Source organism: Clostridium sp. MCC344, from assembly GCF_018785365.1.
Taxonomy (GTDB): domain Bacteria; phylum Bacillota; class Clostridia; order Lachnospirales; family Lachnospiraceae; genus Pilosibacter.
The window spans coordinates 21,964-48,049 of sequence record NZ_WQPQ01000008.1 but is presented as its reverse complement, the minus strand read 5'-3'; the positions used below and the strand labels follow the sequence as shown (position 1 = coordinate 48,049).

At 51.7% G+C, this 26,086-nt stretch carries 27 protein-coding genes; 25 read left to right on the top strand and 2 right to left on the bottom strand.

All coding sequences use genetic code 11. The features are described from left to right. The first annotated feature begins 40 nt into the window (after positions 1–40). The 4 genes from GPK90_RS01735 to GPK90_RS01720 all read left to right on the top strand — a co-directional run bounded on the left by GPK90_RS01735 (position 41) and on the right by GPK90_RS01720 (position 8,529). The gene (locus GPK90_RS01735) at positions 41–6,925 is read left to right on the top strand and encodes an SNF2-related protein (RefSeq protein ID WP_486463658.1); all 6,885 of its coding nucleotides are present in this window, start codon (positions 41–43) and stop codon (positions 6,923–6,925) included. A gap of 1 nt (position 6,926) precedes the next feature. Then, a complete protein-coding gene (locus GPK90_RS01730) occupies positions 6,927–7,733 on the top strand; it encodes a DUF3848 domain-containing protein (protein WP_118041364.1) in 807 nt (268 codons plus the stop codon). Next, positions 7,730–8,074: a plasmid mobilization protein gene (locus tag GPK90_RS01725; RefSeq protein ID WP_486463657.1), complete on the top strand. Its 345-nt coding sequence runs from the start codon at positions 7,730–7,732 to the stop codon at positions 8,072–8,074. The genes GPK90_RS01730 and GPK90_RS01725 overlap by 4 nt, the downstream gene beginning before the upstream one ends. A 155-nt stretch (positions 8,075–8,229) precedes the next feature. Next, positions 8,230–8,529, top strand: a complete 300-nt coding sequence (locus GPK90_RS01720; protein ID WP_118041369.1) for a CD1845 family protein — start codon at positions 8,230–8,232, stop codon at positions 8,527–8,529. A gap of 126 nt (positions 8,530–8,655) precedes the next feature. On the opposite strand, the gene GPK90_RS01715 is transcribed toward GPK90_RS01720, so the two are convergent. Next, entirely contained in the window at positions 8,656–10,089 is a 1,434-nt protein-coding gene (locus GPK90_RS01715) for an RNA-binding domain-containing protein (RefSeq protein WP_118041371.1), read from the bottom strand. Between the two features lie 100 nt (positions 10,090–10,189). On the opposite strand from GPK90_RS01715, the gene GPK90_RS01710 reads away from it, so the two are divergent. Then, on the top strand, positions 10,190–11,602 hold the full coding sequence (locus tag GPK90_RS01710) for a relaxase/mobilization nuclease domain-containing protein (protein WP_118041373.1): 1,413 nt from the start codon (positions 10,190–10,192) through the stop codon (positions 11,600–11,602). Positions 11,603–11,791: 189 nt separating this feature from the next. Here the strand turns inward: GPK90_RS01710 and GPK90_RS01705 are convergent, their stop codons facing one another. Beyond that, positions 11,792–12,133, bottom strand: a complete 342-nt coding sequence (locus GPK90_RS01705; protein ID WP_008723376.1) for a helix-turn-helix domain-containing protein — start codon at positions 12,131–12,133, stop codon at positions 11,792–11,794. A 130-nt stretch (positions 12,134–12,263) separates the two neighbouring features. On the opposite strand from GPK90_RS01705, the gene GPK90_RS01700 reads away from it, so the two are divergent. From GPK90_RS01700 to GPK90_RS19705, 20 genes are all read left to right on the top strand, one after another. Continuing rightward, positions 12,264–12,806, top strand: coding sequence for an SLOG family protein (locus GPK90_RS01700; RefSeq protein ID WP_002569153.1), 543 nt, complete (start codon positions 12,264–12,266; stop codon positions 12,804–12,806). Between the two features lie 107 nt (positions 12,807–12,913). After that, positions 12,914–13,084 carry a hypothetical protein gene (locus GPK90_RS01695; RefSeq protein ID WP_008723379.1) on the top strand — a complete coding sequence of 57 codons (171 nt, stop codon included), beginning with the start codon at positions 12,914–12,916 and terminating at the stop codon, positions 13,082–13,084. 15 nt (positions 13,085–13,099) lie between these two features. Beyond that, positions 13,100–14,215, top strand: a complete 1,116-nt coding sequence (locus GPK90_RS01690) for a hypothetical protein (RefSeq protein ID WP_215701984.1) — start codon at positions 13,100–13,102, stop codon at positions 14,213–14,215. A 16-nt stretch (positions 14,216–14,231) separates the two neighbouring features. Next, entirely contained in the window at positions 14,232–14,510 is a 279-nt protein-coding gene (locus GPK90_RS01685) for a hypothetical protein (RefSeq protein WP_015563520.1), read from the top strand. Between the two features lie 21 nt (positions 14,511–14,531). Continuing rightward, complete coding sequence (locus GPK90_RS01680) at positions 14,532–15,041, top strand: hypothetical protein (RefSeq protein WP_008982526.1); 510 nt, start codon at positions 14,532–14,534, stop codon at positions 15,039–15,041. Then, on the top strand, positions 15,042–15,275 hold the full coding sequence (locus tag GPK90_RS01675) for an immunity 17 family protein (protein WP_002576934.1): 234 nt from the start codon (positions 15,042–15,044) through the stop codon (positions 15,273–15,275). 13 nt (positions 15,276–15,288) lie between these two features. After that, complete coding sequence (locus tag GPK90_RS01670) at positions 15,289–15,501, top strand: hypothetical protein (protein ID WP_008982527.1); 213 nt, start codon at positions 15,289–15,291, stop codon at positions 15,499–15,501. After that, positions 15,498–16,655 (top strand): hypothetical protein, encoded by a 1,158-nt coding sequence (locus tag GPK90_RS01665; protein ID WP_100932250.1) that lies wholly within the window; start codon positions 15,498–15,500, stop codon positions 16,653–16,655. Before GPK90_RS01670 ends, GPK90_RS01665 begins: the two co-directional genes overlap by 4 nt. 350 nt (positions 16,656–17,005) lie before the next feature. Then, positions 17,006–18,085 carry an ankyrin repeat domain-containing protein gene (locus GPK90_RS01660; RefSeq protein ID WP_008982530.1) on the top strand — a complete coding sequence of 360 codons (1,080 nt, stop codon included), beginning with the start codon at positions 17,006–17,008 and terminating at the stop codon, positions 18,083–18,085. A 4-nt stretch (positions 18,086–18,089) separates the two neighbouring features. Beyond that, complete coding sequence (locus tag GPK90_RS01655; protein ID WP_008982531.1) at positions 18,090–18,713, top strand: hypothetical protein; 624 nt, start codon at positions 18,090–18,092, stop codon at positions 18,711–18,713. A 4-nt stretch (positions 18,714–18,717) separates the two neighbouring features. Further along, positions 18,718–19,221: a DUF2004 domain-containing protein gene (locus GPK90_RS01650; RefSeq protein WP_097775149.1), complete on the top strand. Its 504-nt coding sequence runs from the start codon at positions 18,718–18,720 to the stop codon at positions 19,219–19,221. A gap of 36 nt (positions 19,222–19,257) precedes the next feature. Next, positions 19,258–19,584: a DUF5713 family protein gene (locus GPK90_RS01645; RefSeq protein ID WP_118041375.1), complete on the top strand. Its 327-nt coding sequence runs from the start codon at positions 19,258–19,260 to the stop codon at positions 19,582–19,584. A 5-nt stretch (positions 19,585–19,589) separates the two neighbouring features. Then, positions 19,590–20,537 carry a DUF4241 domain-containing protein gene (locus tag GPK90_RS01640; protein WP_118041377.1) on the top strand — a complete coding sequence of 316 codons (948 nt, stop codon included), beginning with the start codon at positions 19,590–19,592 and terminating at the stop codon, positions 20,535–20,537. 11 nt (positions 20,538–20,548) lie between these two features. Then, the gene (locus GPK90_RS01635) at positions 20,549–21,508 is read left to right on the top strand and encodes an NTF2 fold immunity protein (RefSeq protein WP_097838502.1); all 960 of its coding nucleotides are present in this window, start codon (positions 20,549–20,551) and stop codon (positions 21,506–21,508) included. 8 nt (positions 21,509–21,516) lie between these two features. After that, entirely contained in the window at positions 21,517–21,753 is a 237-nt protein-coding gene (locus tag GPK90_RS01630) for a hypothetical protein (protein ID WP_002576922.1), read from the top strand. 17 nt (positions 21,754–21,770) lie between these two features. Further along, positions 21,771–22,370, top strand: coding sequence for a hypothetical protein (locus tag GPK90_RS01625; RefSeq protein ID WP_050005806.1), 600 nt, complete (start codon positions 21,771–21,773; stop codon positions 22,368–22,370). Between the two features lie 2 nt (positions 22,371–22,372). Then, a complete protein-coding gene (locus tag GPK90_RS01620; protein WP_173015261.1) occupies positions 22,373–22,618 on the top strand; it encodes a hypothetical protein in 246 nt (81 codons plus the stop codon). 10 nt (positions 22,619–22,628) lie between these two features. Further along, on the top strand, positions 22,629–23,342 hold the full coding sequence (locus GPK90_RS19710; RefSeq protein ID WP_050005804.1) for an immunity 51 family protein: 714 nt from the start codon (positions 22,629–22,631) through the stop codon (positions 23,340–23,342). A gap of 16 nt (positions 23,343–23,358) precedes the next feature. After that, the gene (locus tag GPK90_RS01610) at positions 23,359–24,045 is read left to right on the top strand and encodes a hypothetical protein (protein ID WP_020989793.1); all 687 of its coding nucleotides are present in this window, start codon (positions 23,359–23,361) and stop codon (positions 24,043–24,045) included. A 675-nt stretch (positions 24,046–24,720) separates the two neighbouring features. Continuing rightward, positions 24,721–25,698 (top strand): hypothetical protein, encoded by a 978-nt coding sequence (locus GPK90_RS19705; protein WP_040649815.1) that lies wholly within the window; start codon positions 24,721–24,723, stop codon positions 25,696–25,698. Positions 25,699–26,086: the final 388 nt, after the last annotated feature.

Genomic DNA, 26,086 nt, shown 5'->3' with positions numbered 1-26,086 from the left:
TGTCCAGCACTTCATTACCGAGGATGAGATCGACGCCGCTATGACCGGTGGCAGCAGTTTCGCCGGAGGAAAAGGTCGTATCTATGCGTTCTTCATGGCAAACCATACGGATAAGGAGAAAGTGAGATTCCTCAAAGACGAGTATGGCATTGGCGGACGCTCTCATGCCTTGTCCGGAGCAACACACAGCGGCGAAGATCACGATGGGAAAGGACTGCACTATAAAAAGCAGGACTGCCCGGATGTTCACTTGAACTGGGAAAATGTTGCCAAGCGCATTACCTCTCTTGTTCAGAAAGGCCGCTATCTTACCGAACAGGAACAGGCGCAGTATGACAAAATCCAGGCTGAAAAGGAACTGGCAGAAGAAGATGCCATCCAAGCCCAGCAGCCGGAGGTGGAGGAAGAAACTCCAAAGCCTACCCTTCGGGAGCAGTTTGAGCAGTATAAGCCTGTTGTGACTGCCGCCATTTCCGAGGATGCCGCATACCGCAATGCCTGCGGTCATTCTGACCGTGAAAATGCTGTCATAGAGGGTAATGCCGCTGTGCGCCGTGCAGTCCTTGGTTCTAAGGATATGGAGCTGATCCGCCTTTATTCTGATATACCGGAGTTCCGCCAGCGTCTGCACCGGGAAGTGATCGACGAAACCTATCCAAAGCTCCATGAACTTCTGCGCCCTCTTTCTCAGAAAGATATTGATACTGCCCTTTGTGCATGGAACGGCAATATTGAGAGTAAACACGCTGTCATCCGCTATATGAAAGACCATGCAAGAGAGAAAGATACCGCTGCATGGCTGGCTCAGGAATACGGCGGCAGTAACAGCAACAGCCTGTTCATTACTCGTGCCGGCAGCCCGGAGGAAACGCAGCTGCCCTGGCCGAAGGTACAGCGCAGGCTTGCCCAGCTTATTCAGGAGGACCGGTTCTATACCGAAGAAGAACAGGATCGTTTTGACAACATCGACCCCATCGCCATCCGGGAAGCCCTGGAGGAAAGAGGAATCGTCAATGGTCAGGTGGCAGACCCGGAAAAACTGGACAATGACCCGTTTATCCAGCAGGTGATGTCGGATGCAGAGCAGATCGCAGCTGCCGAGACAGAGCAGACTTCCGAAGTTTCCATTTCCGATGAGGAATATGATGCCGTTCGCAGCCCCATTCCACAAAGAACCTCCTATGACCCTGCCGCCCCGGTTTATGCCGTGGGCGATACCGTGTATATCGAGGATGACGCCTATCAGATCACCGAGCTGCTGGATGATACCGTGCAGCTTCTGCCCACCGGTATGGTATATCCCATCTACCGGGCAGAGCGCAAAGAACAGTTCGAGCAGCTGCTTCGGGCAGATCGCCGCAATGCTTACTATACCGAGTTTCTTCCCGTTGACCCGGACAAGGCAGATCAGGACCTGCGGGATGTATTGGTCCATGGACTGATGGATGAAGCGGATAAACAGCAGATTTCCACGCTGCTGCAATCCGGCAGGAGCAACAGCGAGATCGCCTACTGGCTGAGTAGAAACTATCCCCGTGAGATCGAGACCCTGAATCTGGAGACCGGCGATATTGCCGATTACCGTACCACGGCACAGGGCATGGAGCTGGAAGTCCTGGACGCAGAGGAAAAGCGTCTGGCTGTGCTGTATTTCCGCTGGGATGAAGTTGCGCCTTTGCTACGCGGGATGTATGTCCGTCAGCTGGATGGCTTTGGACAGGAACGCCCCGAACCGGCTGCCGAATCTCCGACTTTCCATTCCGAGACCGTGGCCGTCTATCCGGGAGACAAGAACAATCTGCCTTATGATGTGGTGGTGGAACGGCTGCATATCGAGGAGCCGGAGCCACCAGCCCCTGTGACTGAGCCGGAGAAAACCTTTGAGGAAGTGCTGGATGAACACCCGGTTTCCATTCAGGTCAACGGCCAGTGGCAGACCTTCCCCAATGCCAAAGCTGCCGAGGAAGCCTCCTATGAGGAATACAAGGCAAACCTGCGCCGCAATGCACAGAACTTCCGTATTACCGATGAGCATTTGGGTGAAGGCGGTCCGAAAGCCAAGTTCCAGGCAAATATCGAGGCAATCAAGCTGCTGAAATACCTGGAGGGAACCACCGGACAGGCAACGCCGGAACAGCAGGAGGTCCTATCCCGCTATGTGGGCTGGGGCGGTCTTGCCGATGCCTTTGACCCGGAAAAACCGGCATGGGCTTCCGAGTATGCCCAGCTGAAAGAGCTGCTGACCCCGGAGGAATATGCCGCCGCCAGAAGCTCTACCCTCAACGCCCATTACACCAGCCCTACGGTCATTCAGGCCATCTATGAAGCGGTGGACCGTATGGGCTTTGAGACCGGAAATATTCTGGAGCCGTCTATGGGTGTGGGCAATTTCTTTGGTATGCTGCCGGAGAAAATGCGAAACAGCCGTCTGTACGGCGTAGAGCTGGACCCGGTTTCCGGGCGCATCGCAAAGCAGCTTTATCCCAAGGCGGACATCACAGTAGGCGGCTTTGAGACCACCGACAGGCGTGACTTCTTTGACCTTGCCATCGGCAATGTACCTTTCGGTCAGTATCAGGTCAACGACAAAGCCTACAACAAGCTGAACTTTAGTATTCACAACTATTTTTTCGCCAAGGCACTCGACCAGGTGCGTCCCGGCGGCGTGGTAGCTTTTGTGACCTCTCGATATACCATGGACGCCAAGGATTCCACCGTGCGCCGCTATCTTGCCCAGCGTGCTGAGCTGCTGGGAGCTATCCGTCTGCCGAATGACGCGTTCAAAAAGAATGCCGGTGCCGAGGTGGTATCGGACATCATCTTTCTCCAAAAGCGGGACCGCCCGCTGGACATCGTGCCGGAATGGACCCAGACCGGACAGACGGAGGACGGTTTTGCCATCAACCGGTATTTTATCGACCACACGGAAATGGTGCTGGGCAGACAGGAGCCGGTAAGCACTGCTCATGGTATGGACTACACTGTGAATCCTATCGAGGGACTGGAGCTTTCCGACCAGCTGCATGATGCTGTGAAGTACATTCATGGGACTTATCAGGAGGCAGAGCTGCCGGAGCTGGGCGAAGGCGAAGCCATTGACACCTCCATTCCTGCCGATCCTAATGTGAAGAACTATTCCTATGCCATTGTAGACGGGCAGGTGTACTACCGGGAAAACAGCCGCATGGTGCGCCCGGATCTCAACACCACCGCAGAAGCCCGCGTAAAAGGTCTTGTGGGACTGCGCGATTGTGTGCAGGAACTGATCGACCTTCAGATGGATGCAGCGGTTTCGGACAGCACCATTACCCAAAAGCAGGCGGAACTGAACAGCCTCTATGACAGCTTTTCTTCCAAATACGGTCTCATCAATGACCGTGCAAACCGACTGGCCTATGCAGATGATTCTTCCTATTACCTGCTCTGTGCGCTGGAAGTCATTGACGAGGATGGGAAACTGGAACGTAAGGCAGATATGTTCACCAAGCGGACCATCAAGCCCCATCAGGCGGTGGCTGTGGTGGATACGGCAAGCGAAGCACTGGCGGTGTCCATCTCAGAAAAAGCCTGCGTGGATATGGACTATATGAGCCAGCTTACCGGAAAAACAAAAGAAGCACTGGCCGGAGAACTGCAAGGCGTGATCTTCCGTGTACCGGGACAGTTGGAGAAAGACGGCACACCCCATTATGTGACTGCTGATGAATACCTTTCCGGCAATGTACGCCGCAAACTGCGTCAGGCGCAGCGGGCGGCACAGCAGGACCCGGTTTATGCAGTCAATGTGGAAGCTCTTACCGCCGCCCAGCCCAAAGACCTGGATGCGTCGGAGATCGAGGTGCGTTTGGGTGCTACCTGGATCGACAAGGAATATATCCAGCAGTTTATGTATGAGACCTTCAATACCCCGTTTTATCTCCAGCACAGTATCGAGGTCAACTATTCGTCCTTTACCGCTGAATGGCAGATCAAGGGGAAATCTTCCGTATCCTACAACGATGTGGCAGCCTACACCACCTATGGGACCAGCCGCGCCAATGCCTACAAGATTCTGGAGGATTCCTTAAACCTGCGGGATGTCCGTATCTATGACACCATAGAGGACGCAGACGGAAAAGAGCGCCGCGTGCTGAACGCCAAGGAGACCACCCTGGCTGCTCAAAAACAGCAGGCGATCCGGGAAGCCTTTAAGGACTGGATCTGGAGAGACCCGGAGCGCCGCCAGACTTTGGTGCGCCAGTACAACGAAGAAATGAACTCTACCCGTCCCCGCGAGTATGATGGCAGCCATATCACTTTTGGTGGCATGAATCCGGCCATTACCCTGCGGGAACACCAGAAAAGCGCTATCGCCCATGTGCTGTATGGCGGTAATACCCTGTTGGCACATGAAGTGGGCGCGGGCAAAACTTTTGAGATGGTAGCTGCTGCTATGGAAGCCAAACGCCTGGGCTTGTGCCAGAAATCTCTCTTTGTGGTTCCCAACCACCTGACCGAGCAGTGGGCGTCGGAGTTTCTGCGCCTCTATCCTTCCGCCAACATCTTAGTTACAACCAAAAAGGACTTTGAAACCCATAACCGCAAAAAGTTCTGTGCCCGTATTGCGACCGGTGACTACGACGCCATCATCATGGGACACAGCCAGTTTGAGCGTATCCCCATCAGCCGGGAGCGTCAGGAACGGCTTCTCTATGAGCAGATCGACGAGATTACCGAGGGCATCGCAGAGGTGCAGGCCAGCGGCGGCGAGCGGTTTACCGTCAAGCAGCTGGAGCGTACCAGAAAGTCTCTGGAAGCCAGACTGGAAAAGCTGCAAGCCGAGGGGCGAAAAGACGATGTGGTAACCTTCGAGCAGCTGGGTGTGGACCGATTGTTCGTGGACGAGGCCCACAACTATAAAAACCTGTTTCTATACACAAAAATGAGGAATGTGGCAGGCTTATCCACATCGGACGCGCAGAAATCCTCCGATATGTTTGCCAAGTGCCGCTATATGGATGAGATCACCGGAAACCGTGGCGTGATTTTTGCCACCGGCACACCGGTCAGCAACTCCATGACCGAGCTTTACACCATGCAGCGTTACCTTCAGTATGAACGCTTGCAAGAGCTGAATATGACCCACTTCGACTGCTGGGCTTCCCGATTTGGGGAGACTGTCACAGCATTGGAGCTGGCACCGGAAGGCACCGGCTACCGGGCAAGAACGAGATTCAGTAAGTTCTTCAACCTCCCGGAGCTGATGAACCTGTTCAAAGAAGTGGCCGACATTAAGACTGCCGACCAGCTGAATCTGCCTACCCCGGAAGTGGAATACCACAACATCGTGGCGCAGCCTACCGAACATCAGCAGGAAATGGTCAAGGCCCTTTCGGAGCGCGCATCGCTGGTACACAGCGGAACCGTTGACCCGTCCCAGGACAATATGCTCAAAATTACCTCGGATGGCCGTAAGCTGGGGCTTGACCAGAGGATCGTCAACCAGATGCTCCCAGATGAACCCGGCACAAAGGTCAATCAGTGCGTAGAGAACATCATGCAGATCTGGCGGGATGGCGAAGCTGACAAGCTGACCCAGCTGGTGTTTTGCGACATTTCTACACCACAGGCAAAAGCTCCTGCAAGCAAGGCGGCGAAAACACTGGATAATCCACTGCTTCACGCATTGGAAGGCGCTGTGCCTCTGCCGGAGCAGGAACCGGCATTTACGGTATATGACGATATTCGTCAGAAACTCATTGTCCAGGGGATGCCTGCCGACCAGATCGCTTTTATCCATGAAGCCAACACCGAAGTGCGGAAAAAGGAGCTGTTCTCTAAAGTCCGTACCGGTCAGGTGCGTGTGCTTATGGGCAGCACCGCCAAGATGGGCGCAGGCACCAATGTGCAGGACCGTCTGGTGGCACTTCATGACCTGGATTGCCCGTGGAGACCGGGAGACCTTGCCCAGAGAAAGGGCCGTATCGAGCGCCAGGGCAACCAGAATCCCCTTGTCCATGTGTACCGCTATGTGACTGAAGGAACCTTTGACGCCTACCTCTGGCAGACGGTGGAAAACAAACAGAAATTCATCAGCCAGATTATGACCTCGAAATCGCCTGTGAGAAGCTGCGACGATGTGGATGAAACGGCGCTTTCCTTTGCCGAGATCAAGGCCCTGTGTGCCGGAGACCCCCGTATCAAGGAACGCATGGATTTGGATGTGGAGGTATCCCGCCTGAAGCTGATGAAAGCCGACCACCAGAGCAAGCAATATCGTCTGGAGGACCAGTTGCTCAAATACTTCCCGGAGGAAATTGAAAAGCACAAAGGTTTTATCATAGGCTTTGAATCTGACCTGGAGGTTTTGGCAGCTCACCCGCACCCGGAGGACGGTTTTGCTGGTATGGAAATCCGCGGCGATCTGCTGACCGATAAGGAGAACGCCGGCGCAGCCCTTTTGGATGCCTGCAAGGAGGTCAAAACCTCCGATCCGGTGCAGATTGGCAGCTACCGGGGCTATGCCATATCCGTGGAATTTTCCGCTTGGAAACAGGAGTATGCGCTCCTGCTGAAAGGACAGATGACCCACCGGGCAACCCTTGGTACAGACCCTCGCGGAAATCTTACCCGTATCGACAATGCCCTCGCCCAGATGCCCCAGCGTCTGGAGGCGGCAAAGGCCCAGTTGGATAACCTCTATCAGCAGCAGGCTGCCGCAAAGGAGGAAGTCGGAAAGCCATTCCTTTATGAAGAAGAACTGCGAAGCAAAAATGCCCGTCTGGTGGAACTGGATACCCTGCTCAACATCGACGGAAAGGGACAGGCACACGCCGAGGCTGTTGTTGCCAAAAGCACACGGACTTCGGTGCTGGACAGCCTGAAGCGTCCGGCGACGCCCCGCAGTACAGACAAGAAACCAAAACAGCATGAGGAGGTGCGATAACATGAATACCAATAATCTGAATACGGCCCTTTATGAAAAGATGGCCACTGAGCAGGAAAAATATAGGGACTGGCTGAAAAGCCAGCCCCCGGAAGAAATCCTACACCACACCTATGAATATACTGTCCGTGAGGATATTGTGATGGCGATGGAGGAGCTGGAGTTGACCGACACCCAGGCTCAGGCACTTTTGGAATCTCCCTCTCCGTTGGCGGATGTGTACCGCTATTTTGAAAAGCTGGAGACCGGCTATATGGATGTGATCCGGGACAGCATTGAAAGCCGAGCCAATGAGGTATGCAGAGAACCAGAAGAACTTAATCCTATGGTAGTTTATCTTCATTCTGCTTCATACTCGACTAAGCATGGAGAAACAGACGCATATTGGCTGTCTGACCAGGCGAATTTTTCCTGTAAAGTTGCCATTGAGCAGGCAATCAGCACCCACTACGGAGACAACCGACTGGATACCGCTTCTGCGGTGCAGGAGGTCATGGAGAAATTCGGACCGGAGCGAATGAACTTTATTCTCGCCAATACCATTCAGCATAAGGATGCAGATGGGCGGATCTCCCGTGACAACAAAGCATGGGCAAAGACCATTCCTATGCCGGAGGACAAAGAATCGTTTCGCCGCAATGCTTATCTGGTAGTAGATCAGGTCAATCCGGGACTTGTAGACCTGTTTACAAGACAGGCTCGAAAGACCGTTCAGGAGAAAGAAAAAGGCTCTGTCCTGCAAAAGCTCAAACAGGAGCTACCTGCCCATAAGCCTGCCGCCCCGAAGAAACAGGGTCCGGAGAGATAACCATGGCAAAGCGCAAGAGGGATATGCAATTAAACTTTAGAGTTTCATCGGAGGAGCTTGCTGTAATTGAGCAAAAAATGTCTCAGCTTGGAACCTCAAACCGTGAAGCCTATCTAAGAAAAATGGCACTGGATGGGTATGTGGTCAAGCTGGAACTGCCGGAGCTAAAGGAACTGGTCTCCCTGATGCGCCGAAGCAGCAATAATTTGAATCAGCTGACCCGTAAAGTGCATGAGACAGGGCGGGCTTATGATGCTGACTTGGAGGATATATCCCAGCGGCAGGAACAGTTATGGGAGGGTGTGAAGGAAATCCTTACCCAACTTTCCAAACTTTCATAACAGGGATAGATACTCCATTTGCGGAGGGAGGAACGGCATTACTTCGCTGCTCCTCTCTCCGCTTTTTCTTTTTATCGGTATCCTTGTCTTTTGCCTGTCCATACCAGATAATATGAGTAGAAAAGATACCGAGAACGCTGCAAGGAGGAAATGATATGAAGATTTTGAAAGGGCTTTTGATGATTATAACTGCGCCGGTCATTTTGGTGTTGACGCTTTTTGTTTGGCTCTGCATGGGTCTGATCTACATATCCGGTCTGGTGCTCGGCCTGCTTAGCATGGTGATTGCTCTGCTTGGCGTGGCTGTGCTGCTTACCTATTCCCTGCAAAATGGTTTGATCCTTTTAGTCATGGCATTTTTGATTAGCCCTATGGGGCTGCCACTGGCTGCGATCTGGCTGCTGGGCAAGGTGCAGAGTTTGAAATTTGCGATCCAGGATTGGGTATATAGTTGATTTAGAAGAAAAGCTTCTTACTTTTGTGCTACATTCGCGCAGGATGGTAGCACGAAAGGAAGGCATGGACATAACAAAAAGAGACGCAGGATGATAGAGTGTATCTCCAAGATCCTGCGTCTTTATTTATTCGGAATGAACTGTGATATACTTTTGGTTTTTGCTTTTGGGTTTGTCCGGGAGTGTCATTTTAAGACTTCCAGCATCAAGCAACGGGCGCAGATACCTATTTGTAAAATTCTTTGTGTTTTTATAACCACAATGTTCTGCGATTTCTGCTTTAGAATGAGGCGTCATACAAAACGCAAGAATTTTATCATGGGTCTTATCATGGGTTGCATCATGGGTCTTATCATGGGTTGTGTTGTGGGGTCCAACCTTTTCAACAGCGATTGGTGTCAATGGAATGATGGTGCGGAACACATCGTCCTCTATAAACTCTGGTGTGCCGCCGGAATAAAGCTGCGTATATTTATAGGTGTTTCTCATTCCAGACCCTAATTCATCAGCCAGACCGATTTCTCTAAATACTTTTGAAATAGGTGGATTTTTGGCATAAGGTTCAAAAGAGGACAAATGCAGCGCACCATGACCATGAGAACGGTTGGCATTTTCTGTATACAAGCGATCTTTCTCAATGACAAACTTAGCAACATATCCGCTGGAGTAATCTCTATGAGCCAAACTGTTTGAGAAAATCTCTCTGAGAATATGGTCTCTGGCACTGATACTATGAATCCCTTCTTGAACAAAAGGATCACTTAAATGTTTTTGCCCAAAGGCTATCAGGCGGTCATAAGTTTCCAAGAGGTTTGTGATGATAACATCCCGATCATCATACCGATCCAGATTTTCTACACGAAAAATAGCGTCCGTCTTATGCTGTGGAAGAACAGACATAATGGTGGCATCTTTTCCAAAAAGAAGAATTGCAGCCAGAGTGATTCCTTCTATTTGTTTTTCTTCATCTTTTAAGATCAGACCAGCACTACGCAACAGTTCTTCATCAGACATGGACTTCCATGGATGGTTTGCAGTGCGGCTTGTTGTCATCATTCTTGCCCGTTCAATCAAATCTGAGCGGAGATCACTAAGTTGAAAGCGGGTTACTTTATTGACGAAATAGCTTCCGCTTTTTCTTGCATAGAGTTGATATACCATATCAGAGTTGTCCGTAATGTCAATATCTGATTCATGGCTTCGATCAAAGATGCGGCCATGATGCCGACATACCTGACTGCTAACAGGAACCTGAATGACTAAAACAGTTCGTTCATCTATCGTATATGTTTCTGGTTGTAAGTAAAGCGGTGGATTGATTTTTTGACCGTTGTTAATAGAGGTTACAAAATCTTTTTTGATCCGGTCTATTGCATCAGGATCAATTCCTAAAACTTCTCCATTATCTTTTACACCCAGGACGATAATTCCTCCTTCGCGATTGGAGAAAGAACAGACAGTATCATATACATCTTTTGTAACATCATTCGTGGATTTCTTAAACTCTACACGGATGTTTTCTCCACCGCGTATAAGTGTCAAAAGTTCTGTTTCTGTCATAGGAGCAATAGCCTCCTTTCAGTTAGAGTTTTCAGTTTTTATTATACGAGATTTTACAGATAATATCAAATTTATTTCTGCTTGAGGGAGGTGTTTCTTCATGGCAACCACAAGAATCATGCCGCTTCATGTCGGCAAGGGTCGCACAGAAAGTCGGGCGATCAGTGACATCATCGACTATGTGGCCAATCCAAAAAAAACAGATAATGGCAGGCTCATTACCGGCTATGCGTGTGACAGCAGGACTGCGGATGCAGAGTTCCTTCTGGCAAAGCGGCAGTACCTTGCCGCGACCGGACGAGTGCGCGGTGCGGATGATGTGATTGCCTATCATGTGCGCCAGTCGTTCCGCCCCGGTGAGATCACACCGGAGGAAGCCAATCGGCTGGGCGTAGAATTTGCCAAGCGCTTTACCAAAGGCAATCATGCCTTTGTGGTCTGCACTCACATAGACAAGTCGCACATTCATAATCACATTATTTGGTCATCGGTCAGCTTAGAATATGACCGGAAATTCCGAAACTTTTGGGGCAGCACCAAGGCAGTCCGACAGTTAAGTGACACCATCTGCGTCGAAAACGGACTGTCCATTGTGGAGAATCCGAAACCTCACGGAAAGAGCTATAACAAATGGCTGGGAGATCAGGCAAAGCCCTCTCACCGAGAGCTGCTGCGTGTAGCGATTGACAACGCATTATCACAAAGTCCTACTGACTTTGAGGCGTTGCTGAAGCTGCTGCAAGAGTCCGGCTGTGAGGTATCAAAACGAGGGAAATCGTATCGCTTGAAGCTCCCCAGTTGGGAGAAAGCCGCCCGTATGGACAGCCTGGGCGAAGGATATGGATTAGATGATTTGCAGGCGGTTCTCTCCGGGAAGAAAGCGCATACCCCACGAAAGAAAGTGGTCGCACAGGCAGAGCCGCCGAAGGTCAATCTGCTGGTGGACATTCAGGCAAAATTGCAGGCAGGAAAAGGTGCTGGCTATGCTCGATGGGCCAAGGTTTTCAATCTGAAACAAATGGCACAGACCATGAATTACCTATCAGAGAACAATCTGCTGGAGTATGCGGTTTTGGAAGAAAAGGCTGCGGCTGCCACGGCACATCACAATGAGCTTTCGGCGCAGATCAAGGCGGCTGAAAAGCGCATGGCAGAGATTGCTGTTCTGCGTACTCACATCGTAAATTATGCCAAGACCCGTGAGGTCTATGTGGCATACCGCAAGGCCGGCTACTCTAAGAAATTCCGGGAAGAACATGAGGAAGAAATTCTGCTCCACCAGGCTGCTAAGAATGCCTTTGATGAAATGGGAGTCAAGAAGCTGCCTAAGGTCAAAGAGTTGCAGACAGAGTATGCGAAATTGCTGGAAGAAAAGAAAAAGACCTATGCCGAGTACCGGCGTTCCCGTGAGGAAATGCGGGAGCTTTTAACGGCAAAGGCCAATGTGGATCGAGTGCTGAAAATGGAGGTAGAACAGGATGTTGAAAAAGAAAAAGACCACGGCCAGCGATAAGCTGGTCCTGGTCAAAAGTGTTCGCAGAACGCGCAGCCACAGAATGAAATTCTGTGTTCAAAGGGGCTTGGGGGCACTGCCCTCAACAAGCAGTTTGTGGCGAAATGGATAGCCACAAGCATTGCTTGCCACAATATGCTGCGCATAAAATGAAAAAACTAACGACGGGACGCTTACTGCCTCCTATCGTTAGTTTTCTGTGTTTAAGCGACTTATAAAACCAATCAGCATAATCAGATCGTCATCTGACATCTTTCTCATTCCGTCCAAAGCCTTCTTGATAAGCTGAGGGTTATTCTCCTGTGCATCAAAAAATTGAAGCGGCGTGATTTCAAAATACTCACAGATGTTGAGAAACTGCTTCATAGACGGCATAGAACGCCCGGAAGAAATCGCCTGAATATAGCTTCTGTTCTGCCCTAACTCCATGCTCATCTGATATTCTGAAACGCCTTTTTTCAATCGTAATTCTGTGATTCGATTGCGGATAAATTCTTCGTCCATACGCTCACCTCTCTGCTCTTTTAGCATAGCAGAAAGCAATTCTTGATACTTCGTATGTGTTGTGTTATAATTTTGTAATATAACCTTTATACGCATTATTATTTGCGTTATTTTTGCTTTATATGCGTAATCAAGGCAGTTATCAAGGGTGATTTGTATGAATCAGTATGCCTGTGCCATTACCGGCCACAGACCAACAAGATTTTGCTTTGGATATAATGAGGAAGATCCTCTATGCCAAAAGCTGAAAGAATGTCTCCTGGAGCAGTTTCGCATACTCCATGACGAGAAATTTGTCCGTACTTTTTTTGTCGGCGGTGCTCTTGGTGTGGATATGTGGGCTGGAGAACAGCTTCTAACATTGAGAGCACAAACAGGATACGAGGATATTAAAATTATCGTTGTAATTCCCTTCATCGGCTATGACTCTAAATGGCCGGATCAGAGTAGACATAGATTGAAAAAGCTGATCCAAAACGCAAACGATTCTATTGTTATTTCACATTCTGCGGATGTTTCCAGTTATAAAAAAAGAAATTATTATATGGTCGATCATGCAGAGTACATCATCGGTGTGTTTGATAATCAGAAAAAGCTGCGCTCAGGCACAGCACAGACAGTCAATTATGCCTTACGAAACGGAAAAGCAATCACTCTGATCCATCCAGATACTATGGAAATAACAACCCCTACGACTTAACAAATTCACAAAAATTTTTCATTGGCATTTCCAACAAAATATTTTCATTGAAGGAGTGCTGTGATATAATAAGATATAAAACTACGCTCAGAACAAATGGTGCCGCTATGAACAAATATATTGGACAGCAATTTGCTGCTTTAAGATACGAAAAAAATATTTTGGTTGTTGAAGAAACTACATCCGCTGGTGGATGCGGCTCCTTCAACGCGGCTTCTTCATGTCCTGCGTCAGCCTGTCTTTATGACAGTGCGGCGTGGGGCTTTTTTATTGCCTGAAAGGAGTATGAGAACATGAGTCTGAAATATACCTGCCCCAGCTGTGGAACCCCATTGGGTTATGAGGGATTGTGTTGGAAATGTAAGTGCGAGCAAGAACGGCAAGCTGCTCTGGCCTGGACGCCGGAACAAATTGTCGAAAAACAAAGAAACTTGATACAGAACATCCAGAGGCTGGCTGATATGGAGGACCCAGAGTTCGCCGACTTTTGGCAGCTGCTTGGCTACCATGATGTCATCACCCCAGAGATTCAGCGGATGGCACTGGCCGCAGAGGTGTTTTGGCCCTGTGAGATCTATTATCACGCTCCCGCCGATGTGCGAGATGGTCTGATTCATGCGCTGTTGTCCGCGGAAAATTCCAGCGCGGCCTCCAACCTGATGAGTTGCCTTGCTATGCAAGGAGATGACAAGGCAATGGAGACTCTGCTGGAGCTGGAGCGAAATCCCCGGCCCTGGCGCAAGGGCCTCTATGTAGACCCATCCAGCTATGCGCAGATCGGAGGCTGGACCTTCGACAAGGAGGGCCAGAAAATCCAACTCAACTTCGACACCTGCTATCCTATGGTCAAGGGAACCACTGGCGAGAAATCTCCCGTCTGCATTGGCCGAGAACGGGAAGATACCTGTCCCCACTGCGGCGGACGCATGGTGGATATATTGGTGCTGGACGGCCGGGATGAGCGTCTGAAATTTCTGGGGTTGGATGGTATCCTGACTGCCACCTGCTGCCCCAGCTGCGTGGGATTCCTCAAAGGCCCCGCCTTCAACCGGTTTACCCTGGATGGCGGCGTGGAGGTCTTTCCCTCTGAGCTATTTGACGGCGCGGAGAAGACGGATTGCTATGTCAGTCCCGAGGAGTACAAGGCCCTCACGGAAAATCCCTTTGTGCTGGGCGAAGCGCCTGTGCCCCTGTTTTACGGCGCGGCCTGCCAGGATGTGAATACCATCGGCGGCTTTGCCAACTGGGTTCAGGATGCGGAATATACGACCTGTCCTCACTGCGGTAAGCCCATGAAGTATCTGGCGCAGGTTCAGTGGGATACGGTGTTTGACTGTGCGGAGGGCACGCTCTATGTGGAATTCTGTCCAGACTGCCAAATCATATCCATGCAGCATCAGCAGACCTGAGAGGAGACGCTGCTATATGTGTGAGCACTACCGAAACATTCAAACATGGAGAAAATTTGATGCGCCCAAGGACTACCTGGCCTGTATTGCTTATATTCAGCAGTTGGTGGGACAAGGCCAATTTGAACTGATGGCAGAGGAGTCCACCTGCCCGCTGGAGGAGGTAAAGACTGAGGATGGATGGGCAGACGAAATTATGGCTCACATGATTCGGTGCAAGCACTGTGGTCAGATCTTCACCTGTGTGGTCAACACCTGGCGAGGCAGTGGACACTTCAAAAAAGGCAAGGGATAACACAGAAAAGGCGGTGAAACGATGAATCGGACAGAAGAAATAGAGCTGCTGGAGCAACTCGAACAGTGGAATAGCAAGGACGAGTATTCCCAGTGCATCCAGGCCATCGAAGCTATCCCGGAACAGGAGCGGGGCTATTTGCTGACCGTCAAGCTGAGTCGGGCTTACAGCAATCTGGCGGTTCTGGGAGATCATGGAGTGCATGGGACCGACGGTGAAGTGGACGGGGATCTCATCCGACACGCCATTGATCTGCTGGAGTCCGTCCGCACCCAGGGAGAGAACGACCCTTACTGGAACTCCCGGATGGGCTATTCTTGCCTGATGGCATACCGCTCCGCAGCCACCGCCTATGAATACGCAAAATGCTGGCTGGCCCTGGCCCCGGATGCCCCAGCCGCTCAAAAGCTGGTTCGGGACTGCGAGGAATATCTGGAGGAGGAAAAAGCTCTGGAGCTGGATTTAAAAGAGCGGGAGGAAATCATCCGAAAGGAAACTCCCGATGATGTAAAAAAAGGGGGGTATCTGTAAATGAACAGTGAACAGATCACAGCATTTTTGCAAGAGCATTGGTACATTGCCTCGGTGCTCATCGGGGCCGTGATTTTAATTGGGGCGATCCGCAACTGGAACTGGCTCTGCGACCCCACTGGTACGCGGGATGCTCATCGACACAGCAGAGGATACCGGCGTGTGGTTTTCTTTCTGCTGGGTGTCCTCCTGATTGTGGTGAGTATCTGGGGATTTGTGCTGAAGTTGAAATAGGAGGAGCAATCCCATGACCCAAGAAGAACAAATCCGACTCTATCGGCTGATGGAAAAACTCAACTGGTTTTTCCACCAAGAGATGCACTACCTGAATAGAGATATTGCGGAAAAGACCGCACGGGAGTGTTACCCGGAGATTCGGGATTTTACATACGATATTTTGTGGAACGACCTGCCCAGAGAGGTGCAGGGACAACTTATGAACGAGGATGAGACGCTATGAATACTACGATGACTTTAGAACAACTGCCTCCCAAGGGTGTAAAGCGAGAACAGGCCATTTTGGCGCTGGGCAAAGAGGAAGCAAACGGCGAACTGTTTCTCCAGCTTGTGAATACAGAAAAGGGCAAGTGCAAAACGGCTGCTCAAAAGGCTTTGGCGCAGCTGGAGTATGCCCCTGCTGCCCCACTGTGGGCCAAGCTGGTCAAGGGCAAATGGATGGGCAGCCATATCATGTCGGATGCCTGCTCGGATTGTGTATCGGAGCAGATTGCCCCAGTCATCCTGAAAACCCTCTCCCTGCTGTTGGATGAGGCGGATACAAAACCGCTGGAAGAGGGACAGGTGGAACAGATGAATTTCTGTTTTCATTTGATGCTGGGCAAAGCCTCCCCCAAGATGTTGGAGGTGTACCGTTTTCTGGCGGAAAATGCGGAACGGATCGGCCATCTCAAGCACACCCCCTTTTATGATGGTGACAAATGCACTACATGGCACATTTCCCAAGGACTGGGGCTCTATAAAGTAAAGCCAAAGGAAATGGAGAAGATTCCGGCTTTGATTCTGACCGCCTCCTTGATTCGAAACCCGGATACACGACTACAAGCACTGGCCGATGAACTATATGAACGCTATGGCGGCAGTTGGCTGATTCCAGTCTTTATGAAAGCAATTATCACCCAGCCCAAGGAACAGGTGTATGAAACCTATTCGCTCCTGCTGGGAACTCCCAAAGAAATCTACCTGTTCAATGCTCTGGGGATGCTGGATTACCGCTGTTATCCGGAGGACTGGATCTATGAACGCCTGGGGCCTGATGGAATGACTGCGTTCATCTTTTGGGGCCATGAACGCTACGGGTCCTATGACACGACCTTTATGTTTGAACGCTATGTGGAGCTGGATGAGCGGTGGCTTTTTGATCTGGCCAAAGACCCTGAAGGTCGAAAGCCTACGGTGACTTGGCAAAGTTACAACCGGAGTGGTGTTCTGTACGAAAGCTACGACGAAATGTTCATCAGTTTGCTGCCCCGCAAGGTGGAAAACCCGGAACTGAAGCACATTCTACGGGACTACTTCCGCATCCGAAGCCAGAAAAAGAAGGTTGCCAAAAGCATCACCGTTTACCAGGATGCCGCCGAGCGGTTTGGCGATTAAGCAGGAATGGAGCGACTGGCATGATCGGGACAGATGAAAACCGGGCGGTGCTCTATGTGGAGGCCATCTTCTGGAGCGGCAAGCGAAAGACTCCCCCCAGTCTGATGAGTGGAAATATTGTCCCCATTTTGTCGTCAAAGGAACCACGGAATATCTGGGGGTATGCTTTCTGGACGGAACCGAGTGTACATTTGATGAACCGGCCTTGGGAAATGCCCAGCCCCTCTACCCGGATGCCGTGGACTACGGCCCGCTGGAAAATAATGCGGGAGCCAATGCCGTTGGCAAAGGCCGGGTGCTGGGCCGGACCGTTCCCTATCAAGTGAAACAACAACGAAAGTAGGTGTCTTATGTACCAAATTGCATATATTGGCCGCTGGGAGACCCTCCCGGAAACGGCTGCCGCCATCTGTGACCATGACACTTCCAAGCTGGAGGCGCTGCTCCAAGGCGGTCTGGATTTAGATGTTCCCATCCAGCTCAGCGAATACATCAAGCTGATGCCGTTGGAGATTGCGGTTTTTCGGAATGATGTGCCCATGATCCACTTCCTGCTGGAGCATGGAGCTGATTCCAGTCTGGCAGAGGAACAGCCCCTGCTGCTCACCGCCGCCCGCTGTTGTGGGCCGGAGGTGGTGGCGCTCTTTGCTGGACAGGCCGCAAAACTCAGCTCGAAGCAGAAAGAGCGGGCCTTCCAGGAAGTACGCTGGGGCAAGCGCCCGGAGAATATCCAGGTGCTGGAGCAAGCCGGGATTACAGTGGAGAAGTTTGGCGGCGAGGCATTCCGGGCCGCTGTGTCCGAGGGCAATACCAAACTTGCCCGGCTGCTTCTGGAAAAAGGGGCAGACATCAATTATCACAAGCCGGACATGGTGTTCCCTTACGCCTCCACCCCTGTCACCGAGGCCGCCCGCTCCAACAATTTCCCTATGGTGCGCTGGCTCGTGGAACAGGGGGCCGACATCACCATTGCTGACAAATACGGCGACCGGCCTTACACCGTGGCGGTGCAGAACAAAAATCAAGAGCTGGCCGACTACCTGAAAGCTCTGGAGCCGGAGGAATGGCACAACGAGCAGGAAAAGATCCGGCAGCTCATGCCCTACAAGCTGCCCGCCAAGCTGGTGGAATACTTGAAGACCGGCCCCCTACGGCTGGAGTTCCCGGATCAAAAATGGGTGAAGTGGGCGGAGCTCTACTCCTTCATGGATGTGCAGGAGATGACCTGGAAACGGAAGAAGCTGCTCTCCCTGATGGTGCAGATGGATAACTACAGCGACTATCTGTTGCTGTGGAGCCCCAGGGACAAAAAGCTGTGGTATCTGGATATCGAGCATGAGGAATTCCACCCTCTGGCCAAATGGGATGACTTCATCGCAGATCCCGGCCGGTATCTGAACGGGATGATCGAGGGCGAGTTTGAGGAGTAAAGCCATGACATCAATAGACTTTCTGAACAAGGTACATAAAAGCCTGGACTCGCAGGAATATAACCTCTCTTATTCTCCGGCCAAGTCCAAGAATTATATGCTGTACTGCAACGGCAACTTCATCGGTGGCCTGTTCGATGAGGAGCTGTGCTTCGTCTACGCCGACAGTGTGAGTGAACTGCTGGGGCAGCCGGAACCCGTTTGCCACGGCTACTCCAGCACCGCCCAGCACAGGATGCTGGTGATCCCGGAGGAACATTGGGCGAAGGCGCTGAAACTTCTCTATGCCGAGAAATTTGATTGGAGCCGTTTGGTGTACGACATCACATACACCAGCATCGGCGCGGCTGTAGTGGAGGACTTCTACGACGAGAATGTGGTATTCCTGCGCTTCTGCTTTGAAAAGGAACTGCTGAAAAAGAACCCTCTGGACCGGCAGGGCCGTATCCTGCGGATGGTCTATATCAATCAGGATCTGACAGAAGCAGGCAAATATCTATTCCCCAGACTGATGCAGAAGTTCCTCGTTTTTACAGATTGCAAAGGAAAAACCAGTCTGGAAACTATGCTGAAACGGTGGTACACCGCGCTGGAGAAGGAGTACCGCAACCAGATAACAGGAGGATAACATTATGAAGCTGAACTGTAAACGCATTGATTTTACATATACACCCGGCGAGGAAATCTTCAACTTTCCCGGGGAATCGGGACTACCCTTTATCTTCGATGTAGAGGAAGAACTGACCGGCGATCCTGCTGCCATGGATGCGGTGGGAGAAATGCTGGATGAGGCGGAGAAATTGGCGGAGACGGCCAAAGCCGCCATCAAAGCAGCACTGGCGGACGAGGATAGCCGCTACCATAGCGTTGTGACATTTTTCATGGAGTTCCACCGGGACGATGTAGGCCCGGATATTGCGGCGGAACTTTTTCCGGGAACCGACCCATCCAAGCTGTCCTTTGCCGAGATGGTGGACTTTTTGAAGCTCAAGCGGTTCGGCAGTCTGGTGGATGACGAGATGGATCAGCAAGTTTTCATTCTGGACCTGTCCTTCAATCCGGAGATTACTGACGAACTGATGGTGACCTACTTTGACTTGAACAAGGAGATTTTCTGTATCACCCATGAGAGCTGAGCGTGACTGACATACACGAGGAAAGGAGCAATCCCTATGAAAGCATTTGACCCCAATTACAAGCTGCTGGACGAGATATATCAAGACGATTACTATCCTGCTTTTTTGGTGGACAAGGTAAAGGACGAACTCCAGAAAGTCATCGACCTGCTGGAGAGCGGCGAAACCAATACCGATGCGGTGCAGGAGACGCTGGACGAGGCGGTCTGCGACATCAATGATCTCCAGGAGGAGTTTGACGAGCACGACAGCGAACTCGAAACGGTGGCACGGGAATGTATCGCGGCAACCGTGGCCTACATTCTGGAGTGGTTTGGCATCCCCATTGACACCGAGGAGTCCATCCGGGAACGGGACTGGTGAACCCTATGGCAGAAAAAGAACTGGCCGTTTGTGATGAGTGCGGAAGCCTGTTTTTCAAAGGCTCCTCACAGATGATGGGGCTGTGCCCGGAATGTGCCCATGTTCTCTATGGCTACCCGAATTGTGACCATCATTTTCAGGATGGCCGGTGTGTGAACTGCTACTGGGATGGCTCAAAGAGCGTGTACATCAAGAAACTGAATCAACAGGAGGAAACTGATATGCCTACAACTGAATGGCTGAACAAATACGAAGCAATCAAGGATAGACTGACCTGTAAAGATGACTTAGAGGCCCATTTCACAGAGAAAGTGATTGGGAACATGGCGGTGGATGTGCTAGACATCGGCGCCGTCCATTTCCCCACCGGGCAGATTTTCGCCTGCGATCCGTTGGTGGAACTGGAGGACACGCTGCCGTTCCTTCAAACGATCCCCACCGGAACTTATCCCGTGAAAATCTGCGTGGTGCCCAGTGAGAAATATGGTGACCGCTATGCCTGTGTCAAGGTGGAGGTCAGCCAGGAAAAGCCTGTCCGCTATGAGCTGGGCATGACGGGCAACGAGGAGTTGGACGCGGCGCTGGGAGATGACGACTACTTCGGTTTCGGCGTGGATGCCGGAATGGGCTGTGTTGCGGACATCCAGACCCAGGCGGCCTTCAAGACCTACTGGGCCAAGCGGCTGGAGGAGGACCCGGACATCGACCCCTACAACGACCTGTTCTGCGATCTTCTGGAGGAAAACGCCAAAGCCACCCCCAAATATCAGGGGGACTATGGCGACTGGCTCAACTGGACAGTGCCGGACACGGACTGCAACCTGCCCATCTTTGCTTCCGGCTGGGGTGACGGCTACTATCCCGTCTACTTCGGCTATGATGCAAAGGGCGAAGTCTGCGCCGTGTATGTGCGGTTCATCGACATTGAAGCCAGTTACAAAGAGCAGGAATAAGGAGGCGCGCTATGGAATTACCAAAACGGGCACGAACAGCGGATTGGGAAAACGGTGTCCTAACTTTAGATGGAGAAAAGAAATTTGATATTCCGGAGCTGACCACAGAGATCATGGAGCAGCTGGCCGGTTACACCCTGGTGGGCTTCCATGTGAAAAGCTATCCGGTGACGGATGAACTGCTTGCCCCTTTTGCCGGACATAAAAGCATGGCCAACTTCGGCGTGGAGGACGGTGCGCTCACTGACGCCTGTTTCCCCGTTTTTTCCGCTATGCCCAAGCTGCGTTATCTGCTGCTGGACGGTAACGCCGCCATCCACGGCAGCAGTCTGTCCGCTCTGCAAGGCTGCAAGCTGGACCTTCTGACGCTCAACCGTACCGGGCTGGATGATGCCGGTCTGCTCCAGGCGGCCTCCATCCCCAAGCTCTCCCACATCCAGATCGACCATACCGCCGTTACCTATGAGGGCCTGCTGGCCATCGCTGGCAACAACCGCATCGAGCCAGTGGCCCATGTGCAATTCACCCAGGAGCAGATGGAACACTTCTTCCAGCTCCAGCGGGAAAAGGCCAAAAAGCCCGTCCAGCTGGATGAGCAGGCGGCGGCGGAATGCCGCAGGGTGCTGTCCGCTTTCTTTGCCGAGATGACGCAGTGGGAGCAGTACATGGAGCAGGCCGGGTTTGAAGGTGCTGAGGCAGTGCCCCGCCTGCTGACGATCTGGGAGAAATATGTGAGCGAAAAGCCCCGTCCGGGCTATCGACCTCTGGGCCTCTCATACAGCGCCCAGGGCACCTACAACGGGGAAGAATTCCTTGACGCAGAGCAGATCACCAAAAACAAGCTCTACATCTACACCAGGGAGAAAAACACCGGCTTTGACCGCCGCTTTCTTATGAAGCGTGTGGGCGAAGGCTGGAAGATTGATGCGGTGCAGGAGCGGCTGAACGGCTGGCAGCGCACGGAAGTGTGAGGCATCACATGGCTTGGGAATATGAAACCTTTGGCCCGGACGGTCAATGCAAATTGTTCGGTGTGAACATCTTTGACTACGACTGGCAAACCACCGGCAAGCGGGTAAAAATCAAAGACCCCATCTATCACCAAGACCATACCTTCGAGGTCTGGCAGGTAGAGATTGATGGGCAGATCCACCGCTTTGCTGCTGGAGAGTTCTCCAACTGCGTATGGGGATTTTATTTAGAGAAAGACGGATGAAAGGAGTGTGTGGGCGCATGAGCCGAATCGTCGATAAACCCTACTTTACATACAGTGCATACAACGCCCTGACCTCCGGCATTCAGGTGAAATGCCCCAAGTGCCACGGCGCGGGTGTGGTGACAGCGGATGAGGATAACGCCTATTTCCGCTGTTTGAGTTGCGGCCATCAGGAGACCCGCGACCGGACGATCTACCGCTATGATGTCCATAACCAGTGCAAAAACTGCGGCAGATACTATCGGGTGGATATTGAAGATGAGGCAAAGCAGCAGTTTTCCGTTCTCCATGTGGCCTGTCCCTATTGTGGAACAACCATGTCAGGAGAAGTTCATAAAACAGCGGAGGCGTTTTCATATATTGGCGAAATCAGGGATGGGCGAGAACCTTATTTCAGGTTGGAACTATGGTTTTTGACCTCCTTCCAGGGTAAGTCGGTCTGGGCACTCAACCGGGAACATCTTGCCTATTTGATCGGCTATCTCAGCGCCGACCTGCGGGAAAAGCCGCCGGGAAGAGCGAAAATGACCCAGGCTGACCATCTCCCCACCTTCATGAAAACCGCAAAGAACCGGGAGCGGATCGTGAAGCTGCTGAGGCAAATGCAGGAGAAATGAGGATGGAACAGAAAGTAATTTACAACGGCCAAATTCTTACGCTGACTCACTTTTGGGCAACGGGAGAACCCTGCCTGTGGATTACCGACCCGCAGCAGATCGGGATGCCCAAAATGGAGTTTGTGGGCGGATACCCAAATGAATACTGCATTTTCCTGAAGAATCTGACGGAAACAGAACTGTCACAGATCACATCTCTGGACGGCGCTCCACTGGATGTAAAAGAAGAACGAAACGACATCGAATGAGGAGAACACTATGAAAGACCTTTGCCAATACGGAAACCGACCGGAGGACGAATGGGAAATCTTGCCCTGGATACCCGATCCGCGTCCGCCCTTCAAAATCTGGGTAAAGCCGGAGCAGATCGCGCCATTCTTTCTCATTCCCCACCACCCCTATGCCATCTCCCTTCTGCTGAAGATCAGTGACGGGTTCCGGACAGAAGAATTCTGCCGGCTGGGACTGACCGGCAGCAGCGGAGACTGGGAACGGCTGGTCCGGGGCGTGATCCGGGAGTTTGAGAAAAATAACAGCGGCATGGATCTGTTTCACTTCGACTCCGACGAGGATGTGTTCTGCGTCTATTCCCAATACATCGACGATTTGATGATGCTGGCCAAAATGATCCGGGCGGCCTGTGCTGATGAAAAAACGATGCGGACTTATCTTGGCAAGACCGAGTACATCAAGCTCTTTTGGGAGGGCGCACCGGAGGGAGAACCACCGGTCATCCTCTATGAAGTGGATACCGAAAATGAGCGGCTGGCCCTCCGCTCCATCGACATCTTTGCGAATGGCCGCACCCGTAACATCCCTGACCTTTACGACGGCGCCATCGAGATCACGCCGATCCCCACCGTGGAGGAATTGAACGCCCATGTCTGGGGCGAGGAATTCCACGCCTGCATCATAGAGCAGGCGGAATTTGAGGCCATCTGGGAAAGCCGATTTTATAGCGGAGCGTTTTGAAAAGCGAGGAATGACAATGGTTGAAATCAATCGCGTCTGGCTCAATGTGGATACAGACACCAACAAAATCACACTATTCGGCCGCCCCCGTGTATCCATCCATGTGGATGAGTACATTTGGAGTTTGATAGAGGAACATATCGTGAAGCCCCATAAGCTCATGCGCAGCGAAAAGCACAAGTATCTGCTGAAAATTGCCTTTGGCCGATTTGATCCGGTGCGGCACCAATATTATCCGCTTTCCCCGTATAATGGGCCGCTTCTGGAAGGCGTCAAGCCGGACAGCGCAAACGGATGGTATCCCCGTGAGAATTTTGCAGACACTGAGGATCGCACCACCTGGTTCTCTCCTGATAAAATCTGGACAAACTGCGGCAACAAAGTTCTGGATGTCAATGTTGACGCTGCCAATGTAAGCGAGAGCATCACCCCCAGAGAATACGCAGACTTGCTGTTCGATGGAATCGGGGCAGCATTGGTATTCAACTTCAAAAGGCTCAAGTGCGAGGAGTTTGATGGGCTGAAACCCAAGATTGACTGGAGCGTGGTAGAAAGTTTCCCCTTCCCTGCATCCTTTGAGGAGCAGCAGTACATTGGGGACGAGGGCAAAATTCATGTGTATTCCTGGGATGGCCGACAGGAAACAACCCTTGTAGGTCCTTATTCCGTGCGGGAATTGTATCTGGAACATTTCGGAGAATAGTGAGGTGAGCACATGGCAAAGGGCATTCGTGAACGCCTGCTGGAGCAGGTAGGAAAATTTCATCAGTGGCAGGAAATCACTTATCCCGGAAAAACCACCGAGGAGATCGGCGGTGCATGGGAGGTCGATTACCCTGCGTGGAATGATATATTTGATGCCTTTTGCCATGTGTTGACCCAAATGGATGCAGAAATGGCAGACAGCATTCTGCTGGATGAGATGGTCTATTTAATTGCCAGAGCCAACGAAGCGGAGGGATTTATACAGGAAACCACTTCCCATCCCAAATGGTTTGAGTGCCTCTGCCGCAGGGCCGCAGCCTCCAATGAGAGTGAGGCCAAGTGGCAGTTTGCCGCCTATCTGCCGGAATGCTCATGTAGTCAGGAAGTCAGGGATATAATTCTAGATTTCGCAAAGGACCCCAATGAATATGTGAGCCGGCGGGCGCTTTTGGCGATGCCCGCTCTGCGTCCTGACTGTGTGGAACAGTTCGCTCCGCTGTTCTGGGAGCGCAACTGTTACTCTCCTGAACTTCAGGAATACCAGCGGATCGCCGTTCTGGTCTCACTGGACGCCATCCATTCCGACCTGCTTCCACAATACTTGGAACGGGCCAAGCAGGATGGTCGGAGCTATCTGCTGGAACACGCAAAACGAATCGAAGGAGAACTTACTATGAACGAAAAACTGTCTCGTCCCCAATTCAATCAAATGGATACAACCGAGAAGCAGACACTGATGGAAAGCCTGGCTGCCCGTTATGATATGACCTTTCTCGGTCTACATACTTTTGACCGCTGGGGCCAGAGCTGCACCACCGGCATCTTCAAGAAAGATGGTCGGGAGTTCGTCTTTGTCCCCGGCGATACCGTCACCCTGGGCTGGGAGCAGTTTGCCGAGGGACTGAATCAGGAGAGCCGGGAGGAATTGGAGTATCTGTTCCGGGAATGGGAAATGGAACCGCAGAACCCGGAGGAGATGATTCGGGAAAGCATGGCTCCCGTTCGGCAGGCGGCCATTGGCCCCATGCTGGTGGGCCGGGAACTGGAGGAAATTAACTGGGAGCCAGTCAAAATGGACGATCCCAGGCTGACTGCCCACCCTGACTGGCTGAAGGAATTCCGTGATTTTGCCTGGAGTGACAGCAGCAGTCTTACCTTGCATCAGTCGGCCCGCATTGAGCGGACGGAAAAGGGCTTTCAGATCTGTATCTATAACCGCACAGACTACGATGCGCTTCTTGCCATGCTGGAAAACAGGGGCTTCTCCCTGCCCACGGCGGACGAGTGGGCCTACCTGTGCGGCGGAGGGTGTCGGACCCTGTTCCCATGGGGAGATGGGTTAGACTACTCCATGCGTCTGCGCTGGTTTGAGGATATGGATGAGGATGAGAACCGGCCTTATGACATGGAGGAACCCAACTTCTTCGGCCTGTCCATCGCCTACGATCCCTATATGCGGGAAGTGGTGCAGGCTGATAGGCTTACCACCTGCGGCGGCGATGGCGGATGCAATATCTGCGGTGGGCTGGGCCCATTTCTCGGTTTCCTACCCTGTTCGCCCCACTGTAAGCCGGAAGTGCAGGAGGACAATGAACTAAACGGAGATTATGACTTTTATCGGCCTATCATTCGGCTGGAGAACTATGATTGACAATAGAAGCTTGATACAAAATAAAGAAAGAGAGGTGCCGACATGGGAGCATGGGGCATAAAAGCATTAGAGCGTGACGAAGGGCTGGATGTACTGGACATCCTCAAAAATGAATATGTACCGGAGCATCCGGTAATGGATCTGGGCGAGATGATCGAACTGATGAAAGAGGAAGTCATGCTGGGATCTGACTTCTCACAAATCGACTTCCTCTTTGACAATACTGCGATGGCTCTGGCGGAGCTGTATTTCCAATGGAAGGATAACAGCAAACTGGACTACGATCATGAAGAAGCTATATGGGATAAAGTCACCGGTTTCACAGCATCCAAAGAAGCCCTTGCTTTCCTGCTGCGGCAGCTCACCGACATCAAAAACGAGGTGCCGG